The sequence below is a fragment of the Micromonospora sp. URMC 105 genome (assembly GCF_051386295.1).
Taxonomy (GTDB): domain Bacteria; phylum Actinomycetota; class Actinomycetes; order Mycobacteriales; family Micromonosporaceae; genus Micromonospora.
Window position 1 is genome coordinate 1 of record NZ_JBPQTL010000122.1, and the last position, 14,839, is coordinate 14,839.

Annotated in this window: 13 protein-coding genes and 1 pseudogene; 6 read left to right on the forward strand and 8 right to left on the reverse strand. The window is 74.8% G+C overall.

What is annotated here, in order from left to right:
- Positions 1 to 110 precede the first annotated feature (110 nt).
- On the forward strand, positions 111 to 380 hold the full coding sequence (locus ACSNN7_RS26160) for a DUF6458 family protein (RefSeq protein ID WP_067300694.1): 270 nt from the start codon (positions 111 to 113) through the stop codon (positions 378 to 380).
- Positions 381 to 410: 30 nt separating this feature from the next.
- Here ACSNN7_RS26160 and ACSNN7_RS26165 read toward each other — a convergent pair whose 3' ends face one another.
- Positions 411 to 950, reverse strand: a complete 540-nt coding sequence (locus ACSNN7_RS26165) for a SixA phosphatase family protein (protein ID WP_436683607.1) — start codon at positions 948 to 950, stop codon at positions 411 to 413.
- A 116-nt stretch (positions 951 to 1,066) separates the two neighbouring features.
- On the opposite strand from ACSNN7_RS26165, the gene ACSNN7_RS26170 reads away from it, so the two are divergent.
- Positions 1,067 to 1,357, forward strand: a complete 291-nt coding sequence (locus ACSNN7_RS26170; protein ID WP_436683608.1) for a DUF6458 family protein — start codon at positions 1,067 to 1,069, stop codon at positions 1,355 to 1,357.
- A gap of 104 nt (positions 1,358 to 1,461) precedes the next feature.
- On the opposite strand, the gene trhA is transcribed toward ACSNN7_RS26170, so the two are convergent.
- Positions 1,462 to 2,139, reverse strand: a complete 678-nt coding sequence (gene trhA, locus ACSNN7_RS26175) for a PAQR family membrane homeostasis protein TrhA (protein WP_436683610.1) — start codon at positions 2,137 to 2,139, stop codon at positions 1,462 to 1,464.
- 86 nt (positions 2,140 to 2,225) lie between these two features.
- Between trhA and ACSNN7_RS26180 the strand changes: the two genes are divergently transcribed.
- From ACSNN7_RS26180 to ACSNN7_RS26190, 3 genes are read left to right on the forward strand one after another with little or no spacing between them, the layout of a single operon-like run.
- Positions 2,226 to 2,837 (forward strand): 5-oxoprolinase subunit B family protein, encoded by a 612-nt coding sequence (locus ACSNN7_RS26180; protein ID WP_436683611.1) that lies wholly within the window; start codon positions 2,226 to 2,228, stop codon positions 2,835 to 2,837.
- Positions 2,834 to 3,682, forward strand: a complete 849-nt coding sequence (locus ACSNN7_RS26185; protein WP_436683612.1) for a biotin-dependent carboxyltransferase family protein — start codon at positions 2,834 to 2,836, stop codon at positions 3,680 to 3,682. The genes ACSNN7_RS26180 and ACSNN7_RS26185 overlap by 4 nt, the downstream gene beginning before the upstream one ends.
- Complete coding sequence (locus tag ACSNN7_RS26190) at positions 3,666 to 4,415, forward strand: LamB/YcsF family protein (RefSeq protein WP_436683614.1); 750 nt, start codon at positions 3,666 to 3,668, stop codon at positions 4,413 to 4,415. Before ACSNN7_RS26185 ends, ACSNN7_RS26190 begins: the two co-directional genes overlap by 17 nt.
- A 44-nt stretch (positions 4,416 to 4,459) precedes the next feature.
- Here ACSNN7_RS26190 and ACSNN7_RS26195 read toward each other — a convergent pair whose 3' ends face one another.
- The 6 genes from ACSNN7_RS26195 to pdhA all read right to left on the reverse strand — a co-directional run bounded on the left by ACSNN7_RS26195 (position 4,460) and on the right by pdhA (position 13,867).
- On the reverse strand, positions 4,460 to 6,292 hold the full coding sequence (locus ACSNN7_RS26195; RefSeq protein WP_436683615.1) for an NHL domain-containing thioredoxin family protein: 1,833 nt from the start codon (positions 6,290 to 6,292) through the stop codon (positions 4,460 to 4,462).
- Positions 6,293 to 6,408: 116 nt separating this feature from the next.
- A complete protein-coding gene (locus tag ACSNN7_RS26200; RefSeq protein ID WP_436683616.1) occupies positions 6,409 to 9,513 on the reverse strand; it encodes an LppU/SCO3897 family protein in 3,105 nt (1,034 codons plus the stop codon).
- A gap of 349 nt (positions 9,514 to 9,862) precedes the next feature.
- Positions 9,863 to 10,000: a hypothetical protein gene (locus ACSNN7_RS26205; RefSeq protein ID WP_172894132.1), complete on the reverse strand. Its 138-nt coding sequence runs from the start codon at positions 9,998 to 10,000 to the stop codon at positions 9,863 to 9,865.
- A 218-nt stretch (positions 10,001 to 10,218) separates the two neighbouring features.
- The gene (locus tag ACSNN7_RS26210; protein ID WP_436683621.1) at positions 10,219 to 11,694 is read right to left on the reverse strand and encodes a dihydrolipoamide acetyltransferase family protein; all 1,476 of its coding nucleotides are present in this window, start codon (positions 11,692 to 11,694) and stop codon (positions 10,219 to 10,221) included.
- A gap of 5 nt (positions 11,695 to 11,699) precedes the next feature.
- Positions 11,700 to 12,689: an alpha-ketoacid dehydrogenase subunit beta gene (locus ACSNN7_RS26215; protein WP_436683618.1), complete on the reverse strand. Its 990-nt coding sequence runs from the start codon at positions 12,687 to 12,689 to the stop codon at positions 11,700 to 11,702.
- Entirely contained in the window at positions 12,689 to 13,867 is a 1,179-nt protein-coding gene (gene pdhA, locus ACSNN7_RS26220; protein WP_436683619.1) for a pyruvate dehydrogenase (acetyl-transferring) E1 component subunit alpha, read from the reverse strand. The genes ACSNN7_RS26215 and pdhA overlap by 1 nt, the downstream gene beginning before the upstream one ends.
- Before the next feature lie 492 nt (positions 13,868 to 14,359).
- Between pdhA and ACSNN7_RS26225 the strand changes: the two are divergent.
- Positions 14,360 to 14,839: pseudogene (locus tag ACSNN7_RS26225) on the forward strand (hypothetical protein); the annotation flags it as partial.

Consider the following 14,839-nt stretch of genomic DNA (forward strand, 5'->3'; position numbering starts at 1 on the left):
GGGGCGGGATTGGCGGAGGCGGGGTTGGTAGCTGGGCCGGTTGGCGGGTAACCGTCGCGGACCACCTCAGGGCACGCCCAAGGGCCACCGCACGGGGGAGTGCAGCGCACATGGGCATTGGTAGTGGAATCTTTCTCATCGCGCTGGGCGCGATCATGACTTTCGCCATCCGGGCCAACGTCTGGTGGATCGACCTGCGCGCGGTCGGCTGGGTGTTCATCCTGGCCGGGCTGGCCGTGCTGCTGACCACGCTCTGGTTCTGGCAGGACCGGCGCAAGCGCGCCCGCACGCTGATCGTGGAGGAGAACCGGCTCTCCCATCCGACCGCGATGATGCCGCCGCCGCCCGACCCGCCGCCGCCCACCGCGCCGCCGTCCTGACCGAACCCCCAACTGGCCGGCCCGCCGGCCTCAGCTGCGGGCGGTGTGGCGGTCCACGATCGGTGCGCCGCCCGGTGCCAGCTCCGCCCAGGGCAGCGCGGTGCGGTGCATCACCAGGTCGGTGGTCCGCAGCCCCTCGGGATCCGCCCGTTCCGGGTCGAGTAGCGCCGACAGCAGCGAGATGCCGGGATTGTGGGCGATCAGCAGCACCGTCCGGGCCCCCGGCTCGGCCGCCCGGACCAGGGCGAGCAACTCCTGCGGGTGCGCCTCGTACGCGGTCGGCTCGTAGCGCACCACAGGTGACGGCCCCGCCGGTCCCCCTTCCGGCGGGGATCCCGTCATGCCCAACGCCACGTCGTGCCAGGTCTGCCGGGTACGCCGGGACGCCGAGCAGAGCACCACCTCGGGCAGCACGGCGTGGCGGGCCAGCCAGGCCCCGGCTGCTGCGGCGTCGGCGTGCCCGCGCACGGTCAACGGGCGATCGATGTCCGGGCCGTTCCCGGCTGGTTGCTCGGCCTTGGCGTGCCGGAGCAGCACCAGTGTCCGTTCCTCGGCTGTGCCCTCCGTCATGCGCCCAGCTTGCCTGATTGGCGGCCGGAGCGCCTGGGTATGTCGATGTGTGCCGCTCGCTCACCGATGGCCGCGGCGGTCGGAAACGCCAGTGGACATGCCAAGGAGGCGACATCATGGGCATCGGTGCCAGCATCTTCCTCATCGCGCTGGGCGCGATCTTCGCGTTCGCCATCGACGCGAACCTGGGATGGCTCAACCTGAACGTCGTCGGCTGGGTGCTGATGCTCGCCGGCCTCGCCGGCCTGCTGACCACCCTCTACTTCTGGAACACCCGCCGCCGGACGGTGGTGGCCACCCCGCTGCGCGACGACCGGGTGGTGGCCGACCGCGTCGTGCCGGTGCAGGACGACCGGGTGGTGCGGGAGGAGTACCGCGAGGTGCGCCGCCCCGGCTACCCGGCCTGAGCCCACCCGCAGACGTCGGGGCCCCGCAACGGTGCGGGGCCCCGCACCATGTCCGGCCCGAAGGCGGGGCGACCCCTCCGGCCCGGCTACCGGGGAAGTGCCCGTCAGGCGAAGAGCGCGAAGTAGATGGCGATGTGGTGGCAGATCGCCGCGACCAGGGTGCAGGCGTGGAAGAACTCGTGGTGGCCGAAGACGGTGGGCCACGGGTTGGGCCGGCGTAGCGCGTAGAAGACCGCACCGACGCTGTAGATCGCGCCGCCGACGGCGAGCAGGACCAGCGCGGTCACTCCGCCCTCGTGCAGGATCTGCGGCAGCATCGCCACCGAGACCCAGCCGAGCGCCAGGTAGAGCGGCGCGGAGACCCAGCGGGGCGCGTGCGGCCAGATCAGCTTCAGCGCCACACCCGCCAGCGCCCCGCCCCAGACCACGCTGAGCATGACGGTGGCCATCCGGCGGTCGAGCAGCAGCGCGCAGAACGGCGTGTAGGTGCCGGCGATGAACAAGAAGATCATCGAATGGTCCATCCGGCGCATGATCTGGTAGCCCCGCTCGGACCACACCCGCCGGTGGTAGAGGGCGCTGGTGCCGAAGAGCCCGCAGACGGTCAGGCTGTAGATCAGGCAGCTCACCAGGGGTGCCCAGCCGGGGCGGGTGGCGGCGATCGCACAGAGGACGACGCCGCTGACGAGCGCGACGAAGAACGCGTAGGTGTGCAGCCAGCCGCGCATCCGGGGCTTCCCGATGTCGACCGGCTTGAGCCGGAGCGGTGCGGAGGTGGTCACGCGATACAGGTTACGACACCGTAGGTTACTTGCAGGTAGCGCCTCCGCCTCGTCGCGCCGAAGGATCGATCGGGGAGGATGGCGGGATGCGGATCCGAGCCGTCGGCCGGCACGCCCTGCTGCTGGACTGCGACGACCCCGGCGAGGTGGAGGCGTGGCGGGCCGAGCTGTGGCACCGCCGCGCCGCCGGTGACCTGGACGCGGCGGAGATCGTCCCGGCCGCCGCGACGGTCCTGCTCGACGGCGTACCGGAGCCGGCGGTCGCCGCCGCGCGGATCGCCGGCTGGACGCCCCGGCCTGCCGCCGCCACCGCCGCCACCGCCCGGGTCGAGGTCCCGACGGTGTACGACGGGGAGGACCTGCCCGTCGTCGCCCGCCACTGGGGCGCGACCGTCCCCGAGGTGGTACGGCGGCTGCGGGAGACCGAGTTCCGGGTGGCGTTCTGCGGCTTCGCGCCCGGGTTCGCGTACCTGACCGGGCTGCCGCCGCAGTGCGGAGTGCCCCGGCTGGCCAGTCCGCGTACAAGGGTGCCGGCCGGGTCGGTGGCGCTCGCCGGGCCGTACGCGGGGATCTACCCCACCGCCTCGCCGGGCGGCTGGCTGCTGGTGGGCCGCACCGACCTGCCCCTGTTCGACGTGCACGCCGACCCGCCGGCCCGGCTCACCCCGGGCACCCGGGTCCGGTTGGTGCCCGCATGATCGAGGTACGCCGCGCCGGCCCGCTCACCACCGTCCAGGACCTCGGCCGACCCGGGTACGCGCACCTCGGCGTACCCCGGTCGGGGGCGCTCGATCCGGCGGCGCTGGCCCTGGCCAACCGCCTGGTGGGCAACCCGGTCCCCGCCGCCGGCCTGGAGATCACCCTGACCGGCTGTGAGCTGCGGCCGACCCGGGCCGTCACGGTCGCGGTGACCGGGGCGGACGCCGACGTGCGGGTCGGCCCGCGCCCTGGCGACGTGGGCCGTCCGCTCGCGGTGCCGGCCGGCGCGGTGCTGCGGATCGGACCGCCCCGCGACGGGCTGCGCAACTGGCTGGCGGTCAGCGGCGGCATCACGGTCGAGCCGGTCCTCGGCAGCCGCGCCACCGACACCCTCTCCGGCCTCGGCCCACCCCCGGTACGCGACGGCGATCGCCTGCCGATCGGCCCGTGGCCCGGGCCGCCGGCACCGGTGGAGGTGACCGTCCACCGCCCACCGGCCGGTGAGCTGCGGCTGACCCTGCGACCCGGGCCGCGCGCCGACTGGTTCACCCCGGACGCGCTGAGGCGGCTGCTCGGCACCCCGTACACGGTCAGCCCGGTGGGGGACCGGGTCGGCGCGCGGCTGACCGGCGCGCCGCTGCCCCGCGCGGTGGCCGGCGAACTGCCCAGCGAGGGGATCGTGCTCGGCGCGGTGCAGGTGCCGGCCGACGGCCAGCCGCTGATCTTCCTGGCCGACCACCCCACCACCGGCGGGTACCCCGTCATCGGGGTGGTGGACGACGTGACCGCCCTCGCGCAGGCCCGGCCAGGGACTACGGTCAGGTTCCATGGACCTCAACGCTGACCTCGGCGAGGGATTCGGCATCTGGCGGCTCGGCGACGACGACGCGCTGCTGGACCTGGTCACCTCGGCCAACGTCGCCTGCGGCTTCCACGGTGGTGACCCGTCGACCATGCGGCGGGTCTGCGCCGGGGCGACCGAGCGCGGCGTGGCGATCGGGGCCCAGGTCGGCTACCGCGACCTCGCCGGCTTCGGCCGCCGACGCATCGAGTACGCCTTCGGCGAGCTGCGCGACGAGATCGTCTACCAGCTCGGCGCCCTGGACGCGTTCTGCCGGCTCTTCCACACCCGGGTCCGCTACCTCAAGCCGCACGGCGCGCTCTACCACGCCGCGGCCGTCGACGAGGCGCAGGCCGCCGCCGTGGTCGCCGCCGTCAGCGGGTACGACGACCAGCTGCCGATCCTCTGCCTGCCCGGCTCGAAGCTGGCCCAGCTCGCCGTCGGCGCCGGTCTGCGGGTGGTCGCCGAGGGCTTCGCCGACCGGGGCTACCTGCCCAACGGCTCGCTGGTGCCGCGCACCGCGCTCGGCGCGCTGGTCACCGACCCGGAGGAGGTGGCCGCCCGGGCGGTGCGGATGGCCACCGAGCAGACCGTCGTCGCCGTCGACGGCACCGTCATCCCGTGCCAGATCGGCTCGATCTGCCTGCACGGCGACACCCCGGGCGCGGTCGCCTCGGCGGCGCTGGTGCGCGCCGCGCTGCTCGACGCGGGCGTGACCCCGAAGCCCTTCGCCTGACCCGGTGTGGCGGGGATGAGCCCGCGCAGCCGGCGTGCCTCCGGTCAGGCGTCCAGGCCGCGCAGCACCAGCGGCAGCCGCGTCGCGCCGCCGTCGACCACCCGCACCGGTACGCCCCAGTCCTGCCGCGTCAGGTGGCAGGCGGCGTGCTCGACGTCCGCGTCGCAGGTGGCCGCCTGGGCGGTCACCTGGAGCACCCCACCGGCCACACTGCCGTCGATCACCAATCGCCGGGACAGGTCGGTGCTGGTGCCGGCCCCCTCGACCAGCAGCTCCGGCGGGCTGGCGGAGACCACCACCCGGGTCGACGGGCCGTACGTCTCGTCCAGCTTCTGCCCCGGCGCGGGCGTGAAGATCACGTCCAGCGTCAGCTCGCCGGCCGCCACGTCCGTCGGCTTGCGCTCCACCTGGTGCCGGGGGCCGTCCACGGTGCGCGCCCCGGCCGCGGTGAGCGCGCCCGGAGCCAGCCGGGTCAGCCGGTGCGCGGTCGACTCGACCACCAGCACGTCGCCGTCGGCGGTGAGCACCACGTCGCTCGGCTCGGCGAGACCGTCGGCCACCGTGGCGACCTGGTCGGTCTCCGGGTCGAAGCGGCGGACCGCGCCGTTGTAGGTGTCGGCGATCAGCACCGAGCCGTCCGGCAGCGCACACACCCCGAGCGGGTGCTGCAGCAGCGCCCGGTCGGCGGGCCCGTCGACGTGGCCGAAGTCGAACAGGCCCTGACCGACGGCCGTGCCCATGACGCCGTTCTCGACGTAGCGGATCGCGCTGGTCTCGCTGTCGGCCACCCAGAGCCGGGCGCCGTCGGCCGAGACGGAGAGCCCGGAGGGCTGCGCCATCCACACGTCCGGCAGCGGCCCGTCGCGCAGCGCCTCGACCGTGGTGCCCGCGTACATGCCGGCGGTGCGGCGGATCGGGTCGAACCACCAGAGCTGGTGGATGCCGGCCATCGCGATGACCACCCGGTCGTCGTACCAGGCCAGGTCCCAGGGGGAGGAGAGGTCGACGGAGAGCGCGTCGTGCGCGTGGTCGTCGACCGAGGAGCGCCACTGCCGGCCGGTGCCGGCGACCGTGACCACCTCACCGGTCGCCAGCCGTACGCCGCGCAGCAGGTGGTTGACGGTGTCCGCGACGACCAGGTCGTAGCCGGCGACCTCGGCGGCGTGCGCGGGGAGCAGGCAGAGCCCCTGCGGCTCGGAGAAGCCGGCCGTCTCGGCCGGCCCGTCGGCCCGGCCCCGCTCACCGGAGCCGATCCGGCGGACGAGCTGCTCGCCGTCGGGTGCCAGCTCGGCCAGGGAGTGCCGGGCCGAGTCGGAGACCAGCAGGTTGCCGTTGTCGAGCACCACGGCCTTGCCGGGGAAGCGCAGCGTGGTCTCCGGCTCCGCCGGCGGGACGTACGGGCCGTCGCCCCGGTGCAGGGTGCCCTTCGCCGTGTGGGTGGCGACCAGGTCGTCGACCAGCCGGGTCAGCCCCTCGGCGTGGCCCTCGCCGGCCATGGTGGCCACCACGTACCCCTCGGGGTCGACCACGGCCAGGGTCGGCCAGGCCTTCGCCGCGTACTGGCCCCACATGTCCAGCTCGGGGTCGTCCAGCACCGGGTGGTGCACCCCGTACCGCTCGACGGCGGCGGCCAGCGCGTCCGGGTCCTTCTCGTGCTCGAACTTCGGCGAGTGCACCCCGATCACGACGAGCACGTCGGCGTACTTCTCCTCCAGCGGGCGCAGCTCGTCGAGCACGTGCAGGCAGTTGATGCAGCAGAAGGTCCAGAAGTCCAGCAGGACGATCCGGCCCCGCAGGTCGGCGAGCTTCAGCTCCCGCCCGCCGGTGTTCAGCCAGCCCCGACCGCGCAGTTTGGGGGCCCGTACGCGTGCGCTCATGACCCCAGTCTGCCGGACGCCGGGTTGCCGACCGGCCGGGGAGCGTGGTTGATCACATCGGAGCGAACGACGGCGGCGGGGCCACGGATCACCGTGGCCCCGCCCCCGTCGACGTGCTACTTGCCGGCCGGCTTCAGGCAGAGCACCCGGTCGGTGCCGCTGCCCGGCAGCACCACGTACGGCTGGACCGCGTCGGCGCACTTGTCCTTGGCGTTGACCTTGGACACCACCGTGAACGCGCCCTGCTCGTTGCAGTTCGCCGCGGCCGCGCCGTTGCCCGACCGCTTGACGCAGGAGCCCACGGCCGGGTTGAACGGAGCGGGCTCGTCCTTGCTGCCGATCTTGCCCAGCAGACTGAGCAGGCCGAGCGGGACGGCGAGGATCAGCACCGCCGCGATCAGCACCATGGCCAGCACCCGGCCGTTGCGGACCTTCGGCGCCGGCTGCTCGGCCTTCGGCTCCGCGTCCGGCTTGAACGCGTCGAAGCGCCCCTGGTCGGACTCCTGCTCCTGCGGCCACGCCGCGGGACCGGACTGCCCGGCCGGCGGGAAGGGCTGCCCGGCCTGGGGGAACGGCTGTCCCGCCTGGGGGAACGGCGCCGTGGCGCCGCCGTGGGCCGGATCATGGGCCGGGTGCCCGTACCCGGGGACCGCACCGGCGGGCGGACCGCCGACGGCCGGGCCGGCGGGCGCGCCGAACGGATCGGCCGACCGGTCGGCGGGACCGTGCGGGCGCGTTCCGTTCATCGGCCGGTTGTTGCTGGCCGGGTCCGCGAAGGCAGGAATGGCGCCCGGGAACGGCGGCGGCGCGGCGGGCGAGGTGGGCGGGGCGGACGAGGGAGCCTCGGCCCCGAAGCCCGCCGGACCCGACGGCCGCTCCGGCTCGTCGAAGCGCCGCCGGTCCTGGTCGTCGAAGCGCTGCGGCTCGTCGAAACGCTGCTGGCCCTCGAAGCGCTGCTGGTCCTCGAAGCGCTGCTGGTCCTCGAAACGCTGCGGCTCGTCGAAGCGCGGCGGGGAGTCGTGCTCGGCCTGCTGGCCGTCGTACTCCTCGGCCGGCTCGTCCACCGGCTCCGGGCGGGCCGGCCGGCCGTACACCCGGGGCTGCGCCGCGCCCGCGCCGCCGCCCGGCCGCAGGGCCTGGTCGGTCGGGGGCATCACCCGGCTGGCCAGCGGCACCGACGCGCTCGCCGAGGCCCGACCGGCGGCGGCCTCTGCGCTGTCGGCCGTCGGCACGGCGGCGCGTCCGGCCCCGTCGGCCTCGGGCGAGGTACGAGGCGCGGGCACCACCGGCCCGGCCGGCGACTGCGGCTCCTCGGCCGGGCCCCAGCCCGGCCGGTCCGGCTCGTACGCGCGCGGCGCGCCCTCGCGCCCGGCCGACTGGTCGGCGCCACCGAACTGGGCCGGCGCAGCGTAGTCGGCCGGCGGCGTGGCGGCCAGGCTGGCGCCCGGCACCCGCTGCTCCTGCGGCGGCAGCGGCACCGCGTTGGCCGGCGAGATGCCCGGTGCCGGGCCCGGCTGGTAGATCGGCGCCTCGTCGGCACGCCGGGGCTCCCAGGCGTCCCCGCCCGCGCGCTGCGCGGGTGCGGCCTCGGCGCGGCCCCAGACCTCCTCGGCGGCCCACGGCTCGGCGTCCGGCACCGCCGGCCGGTCGGCGCCGGCCCACTGCGGCGGGTTCTCGGCGTTCGCCTGCCAGGTCGGCGGGCCGTCCGGGACCGAGACGGACGCGGTCGCCCGGGCGGGCTGCTCCGGGGGCGTCCAGCCACCCGGCTCGGGGCGGTCGTCCTCCTGCGGCACGGCGGCCGCGCCCCAGGAACCGGCGCGGGCGGGCTCCTGCGGGGCGTTCCACTCGCCGCGCGGCCGCTGGTCGTCCTGCGCCTGGCCAGGGCCGCTCCAAGCCTGGGCGGGCTGCTGCTCCTCGGCGGCGTCCCACCGGGCCGGCGGCTGTGCGGGGGCCGCGTTCCAGGACTGCGGCGACCGCTCGTCGCTCTGGGCGGCGTCGTTCCAGCCACCGGGGCCGGCGGCGCCGTCCTGGGCGGGGGCGTTCCAGCTGCCCGCGTGGGCGGCGTCGCCCCGGCCGCCGGTGTCCCACCCGGCGGGGCGGGCCGCGTCGTCCTGGGCGGTGGCGCCGGCGTTCCAGCCGCCGGAGCGCGCCGGATCGTCCTGCGTGGACCAGGAGGCTGCCGCCGGGGCGTCCTGCTGCGGCACCTGAGCGGCGCCGCGCGCGCCCGCGTCGGGCTGCGCCCAGGCGGGACCGGCGTGCTCGGGCTGCTGCGCCGGCACGGGCACGGAGGCGCGCCCGGCGGAGCGGGGAGTGTCGTCCTGGGTGGACGGCGGGGTCCAGCCGCCGGAGCGGGAGCCGTCGTCCTGGCCGGCCGCTGCCTCGCCGCCCCAGCCGTTGGCCTGGTCCTGTTGCGGGGCAGCGGTGTTCCAGCCGTTGGGCTGCTCGTGCTGGCCGGCGCCGTCGCGCCGACCACCCGAAGTGGACGCGTCGTGCGACGCCGGTGCGCCGGCGTTCCAGCCGCCGTTGGCCGCGGCGTCCTGGTCCTGGCCGGGGTTACCGGCGGGCCACCCGCCCGAGCGGGCCGGGTCGTCCTGGGCCGGCGGGTTCCAGCCACCGGAGCGGGCCGGCTCGTCGTGCTGCGGTGCGGCGGCCCAGCCGTTGGCGGCCGGCGTCTGGTCCTGCTGACCGGCACCGGCGTTCCAGCCGCCCGAGGAGTCCGGGCCGGCGGAGGCGGGCCAGGCGTCGTTCGGCTGCGGCACCCGGGCGGCGCCACGGACGCCGGACTCGGGCTGCGCCCACGCCGGGGCGGCCTGCTCGGGCTGCGCCCAGGCGGGCTGCGCGGGCTCGCCCGGCCCGGCGGGCTGGCCGGGGGCGGGCTGGCCCGGGACGGCGGCTGCGGCCCAGGCGGCGGGCTGATCGGACGGTGGCGTCCAGGCGGCCTGCGGCGGGGTCCACTGAGCAGGCTGCGCCGGCTCGCCCTGCTGCGGCACCTGCGCGGCACCCCACGCCGGTGGCTGCTCCTGCCCAGCGGCCCAGGCCGGGGCGGACTGCTCCGGCCGGCCTGCGGGTGGCGGCGGTGCCCAGCCCAGGTCGGGGGCGGCGGGGTCGCCGTAACCGCCGGACTGCTGCGTCTGCCGGTCGCCGTACGGCGCCGGTCCACCGGCGCCCGGTGGCACCTGGTCCGGCTCCTGGCCGGGGCGGTGCTGGCCCTCGGACGTCATGGGTGCGCCTCCTCCATCACATGTCGGCCGCCGATGCCGTCCGGGACCGGGCGGCGGGCCCGCCGGTGTCGCCGGCGGATCGGCCGTGCGGCCTCCCCGCACCGTATCCGGTGGCCGCGCGGGGCCTCCGGGGAGCACCGGCCGTCACTCCGCGTCGCCGGACGACGGCGATCGGCTCTCATCCGGCTCGATCCCGTTCCGGGTCGGCGGGGTGGCGACCGTGCCCCACCGTACCGGGCGTCCGGCCGAGGTGGAATCCCGGTCTCAACGCCCCCGGAGACGCCGATGACCCGCCCGGTCGCCCGGGCGGGTCATCGATCTGGAGGAGGCGAGGAAAGTCTGTGCCGCGTCAGCTCATGTGACGCTGGGCGATCGCGAGGATCTCCTCGCGCACCGCGGGCGAGTTGGCGGAACGAAGCGCGTGCTCGATCGCGCGGGCGCGGCGGGTGGCGTCGCGGCGGGTGCGGATGCGCTCGATCATGCTCATGGTGTCTCTCCTCCGGCTATTCGGTTGTCAGCCCCTGATGTCTCTATTGAAGCGCAAGACGGCGCCAACTTCCATCGATTAGTAGGTGAGCTGAGACACCTGCCTACGATTCGTAGGCCAGGGAGGGTGAATGCCGAACTTTTCTTCGTGCAATGGCAACGGCCGGTGTGCCGGGCGTTCACCCTGGGCACACCGGCCGTGGCTGGTGTCGTGGACGGTCAGGTCCAGGCGAGCAGCGCCGCCTCCGGGTCGGCCAGGAAGTCCCCGATGTCGCGCAGGAACTTCGAGCCGAGCTCACCGTCGATGATCCGGTGGTCGAACGACAGGCCGAGCGTGGTGACCTGGCGCGGCTTCACCTTGCCCTTGTGCACCCAGGGCATCTCGCGGACCGCGCCGAAGGCCAGGATCGCCGACTCACCCGGCGGCAGGATCGGCGTACCGGTGTCCACCCCGAAGACCCCCACGTTGGTGATCGTCAGCGTGCCGCCGGACATGTCGGCCGGGGAGGTCTTCCCCGCCTTGGCCGTCTGCACCAGGCCGGTCATCGCGTCCGCCAGCTCGCGCAGCGACAGCCGGCCGGCGTCCTTGATGTTCGGCACGATCAGGCCGCGCTCGGTGGCCGCCGCGATGCCCAGGTTGACGTAGTCCTTGACCACGATCTCGTCGCCGGCCCAGGTCGAATTGACCATCGGGTGGCGCTTGACCGCCAGCAGCACCGCCTTGGCGACCAGCAGCAGCGGCGAGACCCGGACGTCGCGCCACTCCCGCCGCTCGCGCAGCCGGTCCAAGGCCTTCATCGCCCGGGTCACGTCGACGGTGAGGAACTCCGTCACGTGCGGGGCGGTGAACGCCGAGCGGGACATGTTCTCCGCGGTGAGCTTGCGTACTCCCTTGACCGGGATGCGCTGCTCGCGGTCCGCGCCGAAGCTCGCGGCCGAGGTGGCCGGGGCGGCCACCGTCAGCGGCTCGGCCGCCGACGAGGTGCCCTCCGCCGCCCGCTGCACGTCCTCCCGGGTGATCGAGCCCAGCGGGCCCGAGCCGGTCAGCGTGGAGAGGTCGACGCCGAGGTCCTTGGCGAGCTTGCGCACCGGCGGCTTGGCCAGCACCAGCCCACCGGCCCGCCCGTTGCCGTTCGCCGCGGGCGGCGACACCGGGGCGACCGGGGCGACCGGTGCGGGTGCCACCGGAACCGGCGCGGCCTGGACCGGCGCGGCCGACGCCTGGGTCGGTACGGCGCCCTTGCGCGGGCGGCGCTTGGCCGCGGTGGTACGCGGGCCGTAGCCGACCAGCACGGCGGTACGCCCACCCGGGGCGGGACCGCCGATCAGGCCCGGCTCGACCGCGCCCTCGGCCGGGGCCACCTCGACGGCGGCCAGCGAGGCCGCCGACGGGGTGGGCAGCGCGGAGGCCGGCGCACCGGTCGTCGACTGCTCGATCGGCCCGGCGCCCGGGTCGGTGTCGATCGCGATGATCGGCGTGCCGACCTCGACCGTGGTGCCCTCCGGGTGGAAGATCGCCTGCACCTGGCCGGCCCACTTCGCCGGGATCTCGACGGCCGCCTTGGCCGTCTCCACCTCGACGATCGGCTGGTTCAGCTCGATGACGTCGCCCACCTTGACCAGCCAGGCGAGGATCTCGCCCTCGGTCAGGCCCTCGCCCAGGTCGGGGAGGTTGAACTCCTTGATCCGTGACATTGCGCTCACCAGCCGAAGGTGCGGTCGACGGCGTCGAGCACCCGGTCGAGGTCGGGCAGGTACTCCTCCTCCACCCGGCTGGCCGGGTAGGGGGTGTCGAAGCCGGTGACGCGCAGCACCGGGGACTCCAGGGAGTAGAAGCACTCCTCGGTGATCCGGGCGGCGATCTCCGAGCCCAGGCCCAGGTTGCCCGGGGCCTCGTGGACGACCACGCAGCGGCCGGTGCGCCGCACCGACTCGTACGCGGCGGTCAGGTCCAGCGGGGAGAGCGAGCGCAGGTCGATGACCTCCAGCTCCCGGCCGTCCTCGGCGGCGGCGGTGGCCGCGTCCAGGCAGGTCCGGACCATCGGGCCGTACGCGAGCACGGTGGCGTCGGTGCCGGGGCGGGCGACCCGGGCGGAGTGCAGCGGGTACGCGTCCGCGAGCGGGGCGTCCAGGTCGACCTGGCCCTTCTCCCAGTAGCGCCGCTTGGGCTCCAGGAAGACGATCGGGTCGTCCGAGGCGATCGCCTGCTGGATCATCGAGTACGCGTCCTGCGGGTTGGCGCAGGTCACCACCTTCAGGCCGGCGGTGTGCGCGAAGTACGCCTCCGGCGACTCCGAGTGGTGCTCGACCGCGCCGATGCCGCCGCCGTACGGAATCCGGATGACCATCGGGATCCGGACCTTGCCCTGCGAGCGGTAGTGCATCTTCGCCACCTGCGACACGATCTGGTCGTACGCGGGGTAGACGAAGCCGTCGAACTGGATCTCGCAGACCGGGCGGAAGCCGCGGATGGCGAGGCCGACCGCGGTGCCGATGATGCCGGACTCGGCCAGCGGGGTGTCGATCACCCGCTGGTCGCCGAAGTCCTTCTGGAGCCCGTCGGTGATCCGGAAGACGCCGCCGAGCTTGCCGACGTCCTCGCCCATGATGACGACCTTCGGGTCGTTCTCCAGGGCCTTGCGCAGACCGGTGTTCAGGGCCTTGCCGAGGGTGAGCGTCTCCGTGGCCATCAGTGGGCGCTCCCCTCGAACGACTCCATGTACTTGCTGAACTGCGCCCGCTGCTCGTCGAGCTCGGGGGACCCGGTGGGGTAGACGTGGTCGAACATCGACACCGGCTCCGGGTTGGGCATGGCGAGTACCCGCTCGCGCAGGTGCACCGACTCGGTGCGGGCCTGCTCGTCGACCGAGGCGAAGAAGTCCGCGTCGGCGATCTGCTGCTTCTCCAGGAACGCCTTCATCCGGGCGATCGGGTCCTTGGCCTGCCAGGCCTCGACCTCGCTGGCGATCCGGTAGCGGGTCGGGTCGTCGGAGGTGGTGTGCGCCCCCATCCGGTAGGTGTACGCCTCGATTAGGCTGGGGCCCTGGCCGAGCCGGGCGTTGTCCAGCGCGTGCCGGGTCACCGCGTACGAGGCGAGCACGTCGTTGCCGTCCACCCGGACGCCGGGGAAGCCGAAGCCGCCCGCGCGCTGGTACAGCGGGACGCGGGTCTGCCGCTCCAGCGGCTCCGAGATGGCGTACTGGTTGTTCTGGCAGAAGAAGACCAGCGGCGCGTTGAAGACGCTGGCCCAGACGAACGCCTCGTTGACGTCGCCCTGGCTGGTGGCGCCGTCGCCGAAGTAGGCGATCACCGCCTCGCCGTCCTCGGTGCCGGTCCGGCCGTCCATGTGGACGCCCATCGCGTACCCGGTCGCGTGCAGGGTCTGCGCCCCGATCACGATCGTGTACATGTTGAACTTGAACTCGTTCGGGTCCCAGCCGCCCTGGTCGACGCCGCGGAACAGGCCGAGCGGCATGATCGGGTCGATGCCCCGGCAGTAGAGGACGCCGTGCTCCCGGTAGGTCGGGAAGGCCATGTCCTGGGTACGCAGCGCGCGCCCCGAGCCGACCTGGGCGGCTTCCTGGCCGAGCAGGCTGGCCCAGAGGCCCAGCTCGCCCTGGCGCTGCAGGGCGGTGGCCTCGGCGTCGAGCTTGCGGACCAGCACGAGGTCGCGGTAGAGCCCGCGGTACTCCTCGTCGGTGAAGTCGACGCGGTACTCGGTCCCGTCCGGGCCGGTCGCGCTCTCGATCCGCTCACCGGTCGGGGTGAGCAGCTGTACGAGTTCCGGCTCGCCCGCCGCGGCGGTGCGCTTGGACCGGGGTGCGGCCCGCCGGCCGCGGCTGGTGACCCCGGGGTCGCCCTTTGCCATCCGTCTCTCCCTGTCGTGTCTGCGTCGGCGCCGGGGGTGACCGGTCCGCGCAACTCGTACGCCGGCCCGGCCGGTGCCGGGCTGGTTCCTGGCGGCCGCGCCTAGCCCCGGTGAGGGTTGCCGCGCGGCGGTGAGCCGGATTCGGGGAGGAACCCGGTTCGGGAGTGCCGGCGCCGAACCGCGCCTGCCGCGGGGTGCGCGGCGGCCGGCTGCGTTGCCGTCGTGCCTGAATGATTGCAGAGGAGGTGAGCGGCCCCACAGTATGGCCTCCCCCACCGGTCCGGTTCCGTCTGCTTCGCGACGCATAGAAGCATTTGTCGCTTGGAAGATTCACGGCGACGCACAATTTGTGTGTCGACACGCTGTGGTCCCTGGTGAACTGAGTGTCACTGGGCCAAGCTGGCCTAGTGCCGGTTGGACCTTTTCGAGACGTATGTCCGTTTAGCAGGCCACCGGCGCCGAATCCGGGATCGACCACGAGGGAGTTGTCCGGTGTCCGTGTCAGGTGACGGTCCCCCCGCTCCCATGCTCGGCCGGCACCGGGCCGGGGGCGGCTACCGCCGGATGATCGGCGCGCACCGCGCCCCCGGTGCGGGCGCCCCCGGCCGGGGATACCTGTTCACCGTCGCCCTGCTCGCCGGCACCGCGTCCATGCCGATCCTCGCCGCCTTCAGCGCCGGTTCGGCCACCGTCGGCAGCAGCGCGCTCCCCGACGGCAGCACCCCGTTCCTGCCCACCCCCTCCGTCGGCCCGGTGGTCGTCCCGCTGCCCGCCACCGGCCAGTCGGCGGTGCCACCGGCCGGCCCCGGGGCCGCGCCGGCCACCGTGCCCGCAGCCGGGCCGGGCGTGGTCAGCCTGATCCCGCTGGGCCCGCCGTTGCCGGCGCTGCCCGCCGCCGCGCCGGCCGCCACCGCGGTGTGGATCGACATCTTCCACCAGTGGCTGACGGTCACCGCCACCACCAGGCCGACC

Excerpts from the sequence above, each read along its gene's own strand:
- ACSNN7_RS26190 (WP_436683614.1), top strand. The coding sequence starts at position 3,666 with ATGGACCTCAACGCTGACCTCGGCGAGGGATTCGGCATCTGGCGGCTC.
- ACSNN7_RS26195 (WP_436683615.1), bottom strand. The coding sequence starts at position 6,292 with ATGAGCGCACGCGTACGGGCCCCCAAACTGCGCGGTCGGGGCTGGCTG.
- ACSNN7_RS26200 (WP_436683616.1), bottom strand. The coding sequence starts at position 9,513 with ATGACGTCCGAGGGCCAGCACCGCCCCGGCCAGGAGCCGGACCAGGTG.
- ACSNN7_RS26215 (WP_436683618.1), bottom strand. The coding sequence starts at position 12,689 with ATGGCCACGGAGACGCTCACCCTCGGCAAGGCCCTGAACACCGGTCTG.
- ACSNN7_RS26160 (WP_067300694.1), top strand. The coding sequence starts at position 111 with ATGGGCATTGGTAGTGGAATCTTTCTCATCGCGCTGGGCGCGATCATG.
- pdhA (WP_436683619.1), bottom strand. The coding sequence starts at position 13,867 with ATGGCAAAGGGCGACCCCGGGGTCACCAGCCGCGGCCGGCGGGCCGCA.
- ACSNN7_RS26180 (WP_436683611.1), top strand. The coding sequence starts at position 2,226 with ATGCGGATCCGAGCCGTCGGCCGGCACGCCCTGCTGCTGGACTGCGAC.
- ACSNN7_RS26170 (WP_436683608.1), top strand. The coding sequence starts at position 1,067 with ATGGGCATCGGTGCCAGCATCTTCCTCATCGCGCTGGGCGCGATCTTC.
- ACSNN7_RS26165 (WP_436683607.1), bottom strand. The coding sequence starts at position 950 with ATGACGGAGGGCACAGCCGAGGAACGGACACTGGTGCTGCTCCGGCAC.
- ACSNN7_RS26210 (WP_436683621.1), bottom strand. The coding sequence starts at position 11,694 with ATGTCACGGATCAAGGAGTTCAACCTCCCCGACCTGGGCGAGGGCCTG.
- ACSNN7_RS26205 (WP_172894132.1), bottom strand. The coding sequence starts at position 10,000 with ATGAGCATGATCGAGCGCATCCGCACCCGCCGCGACGCCACCCGCCGC.
- ACSNN7_RS26185 (WP_436683612.1), top strand. The coding sequence starts at position 2,834 with ATGATCGAGGTACGCCGCGCCGGCCCGCTCACCACCGTCCAGGACCTC.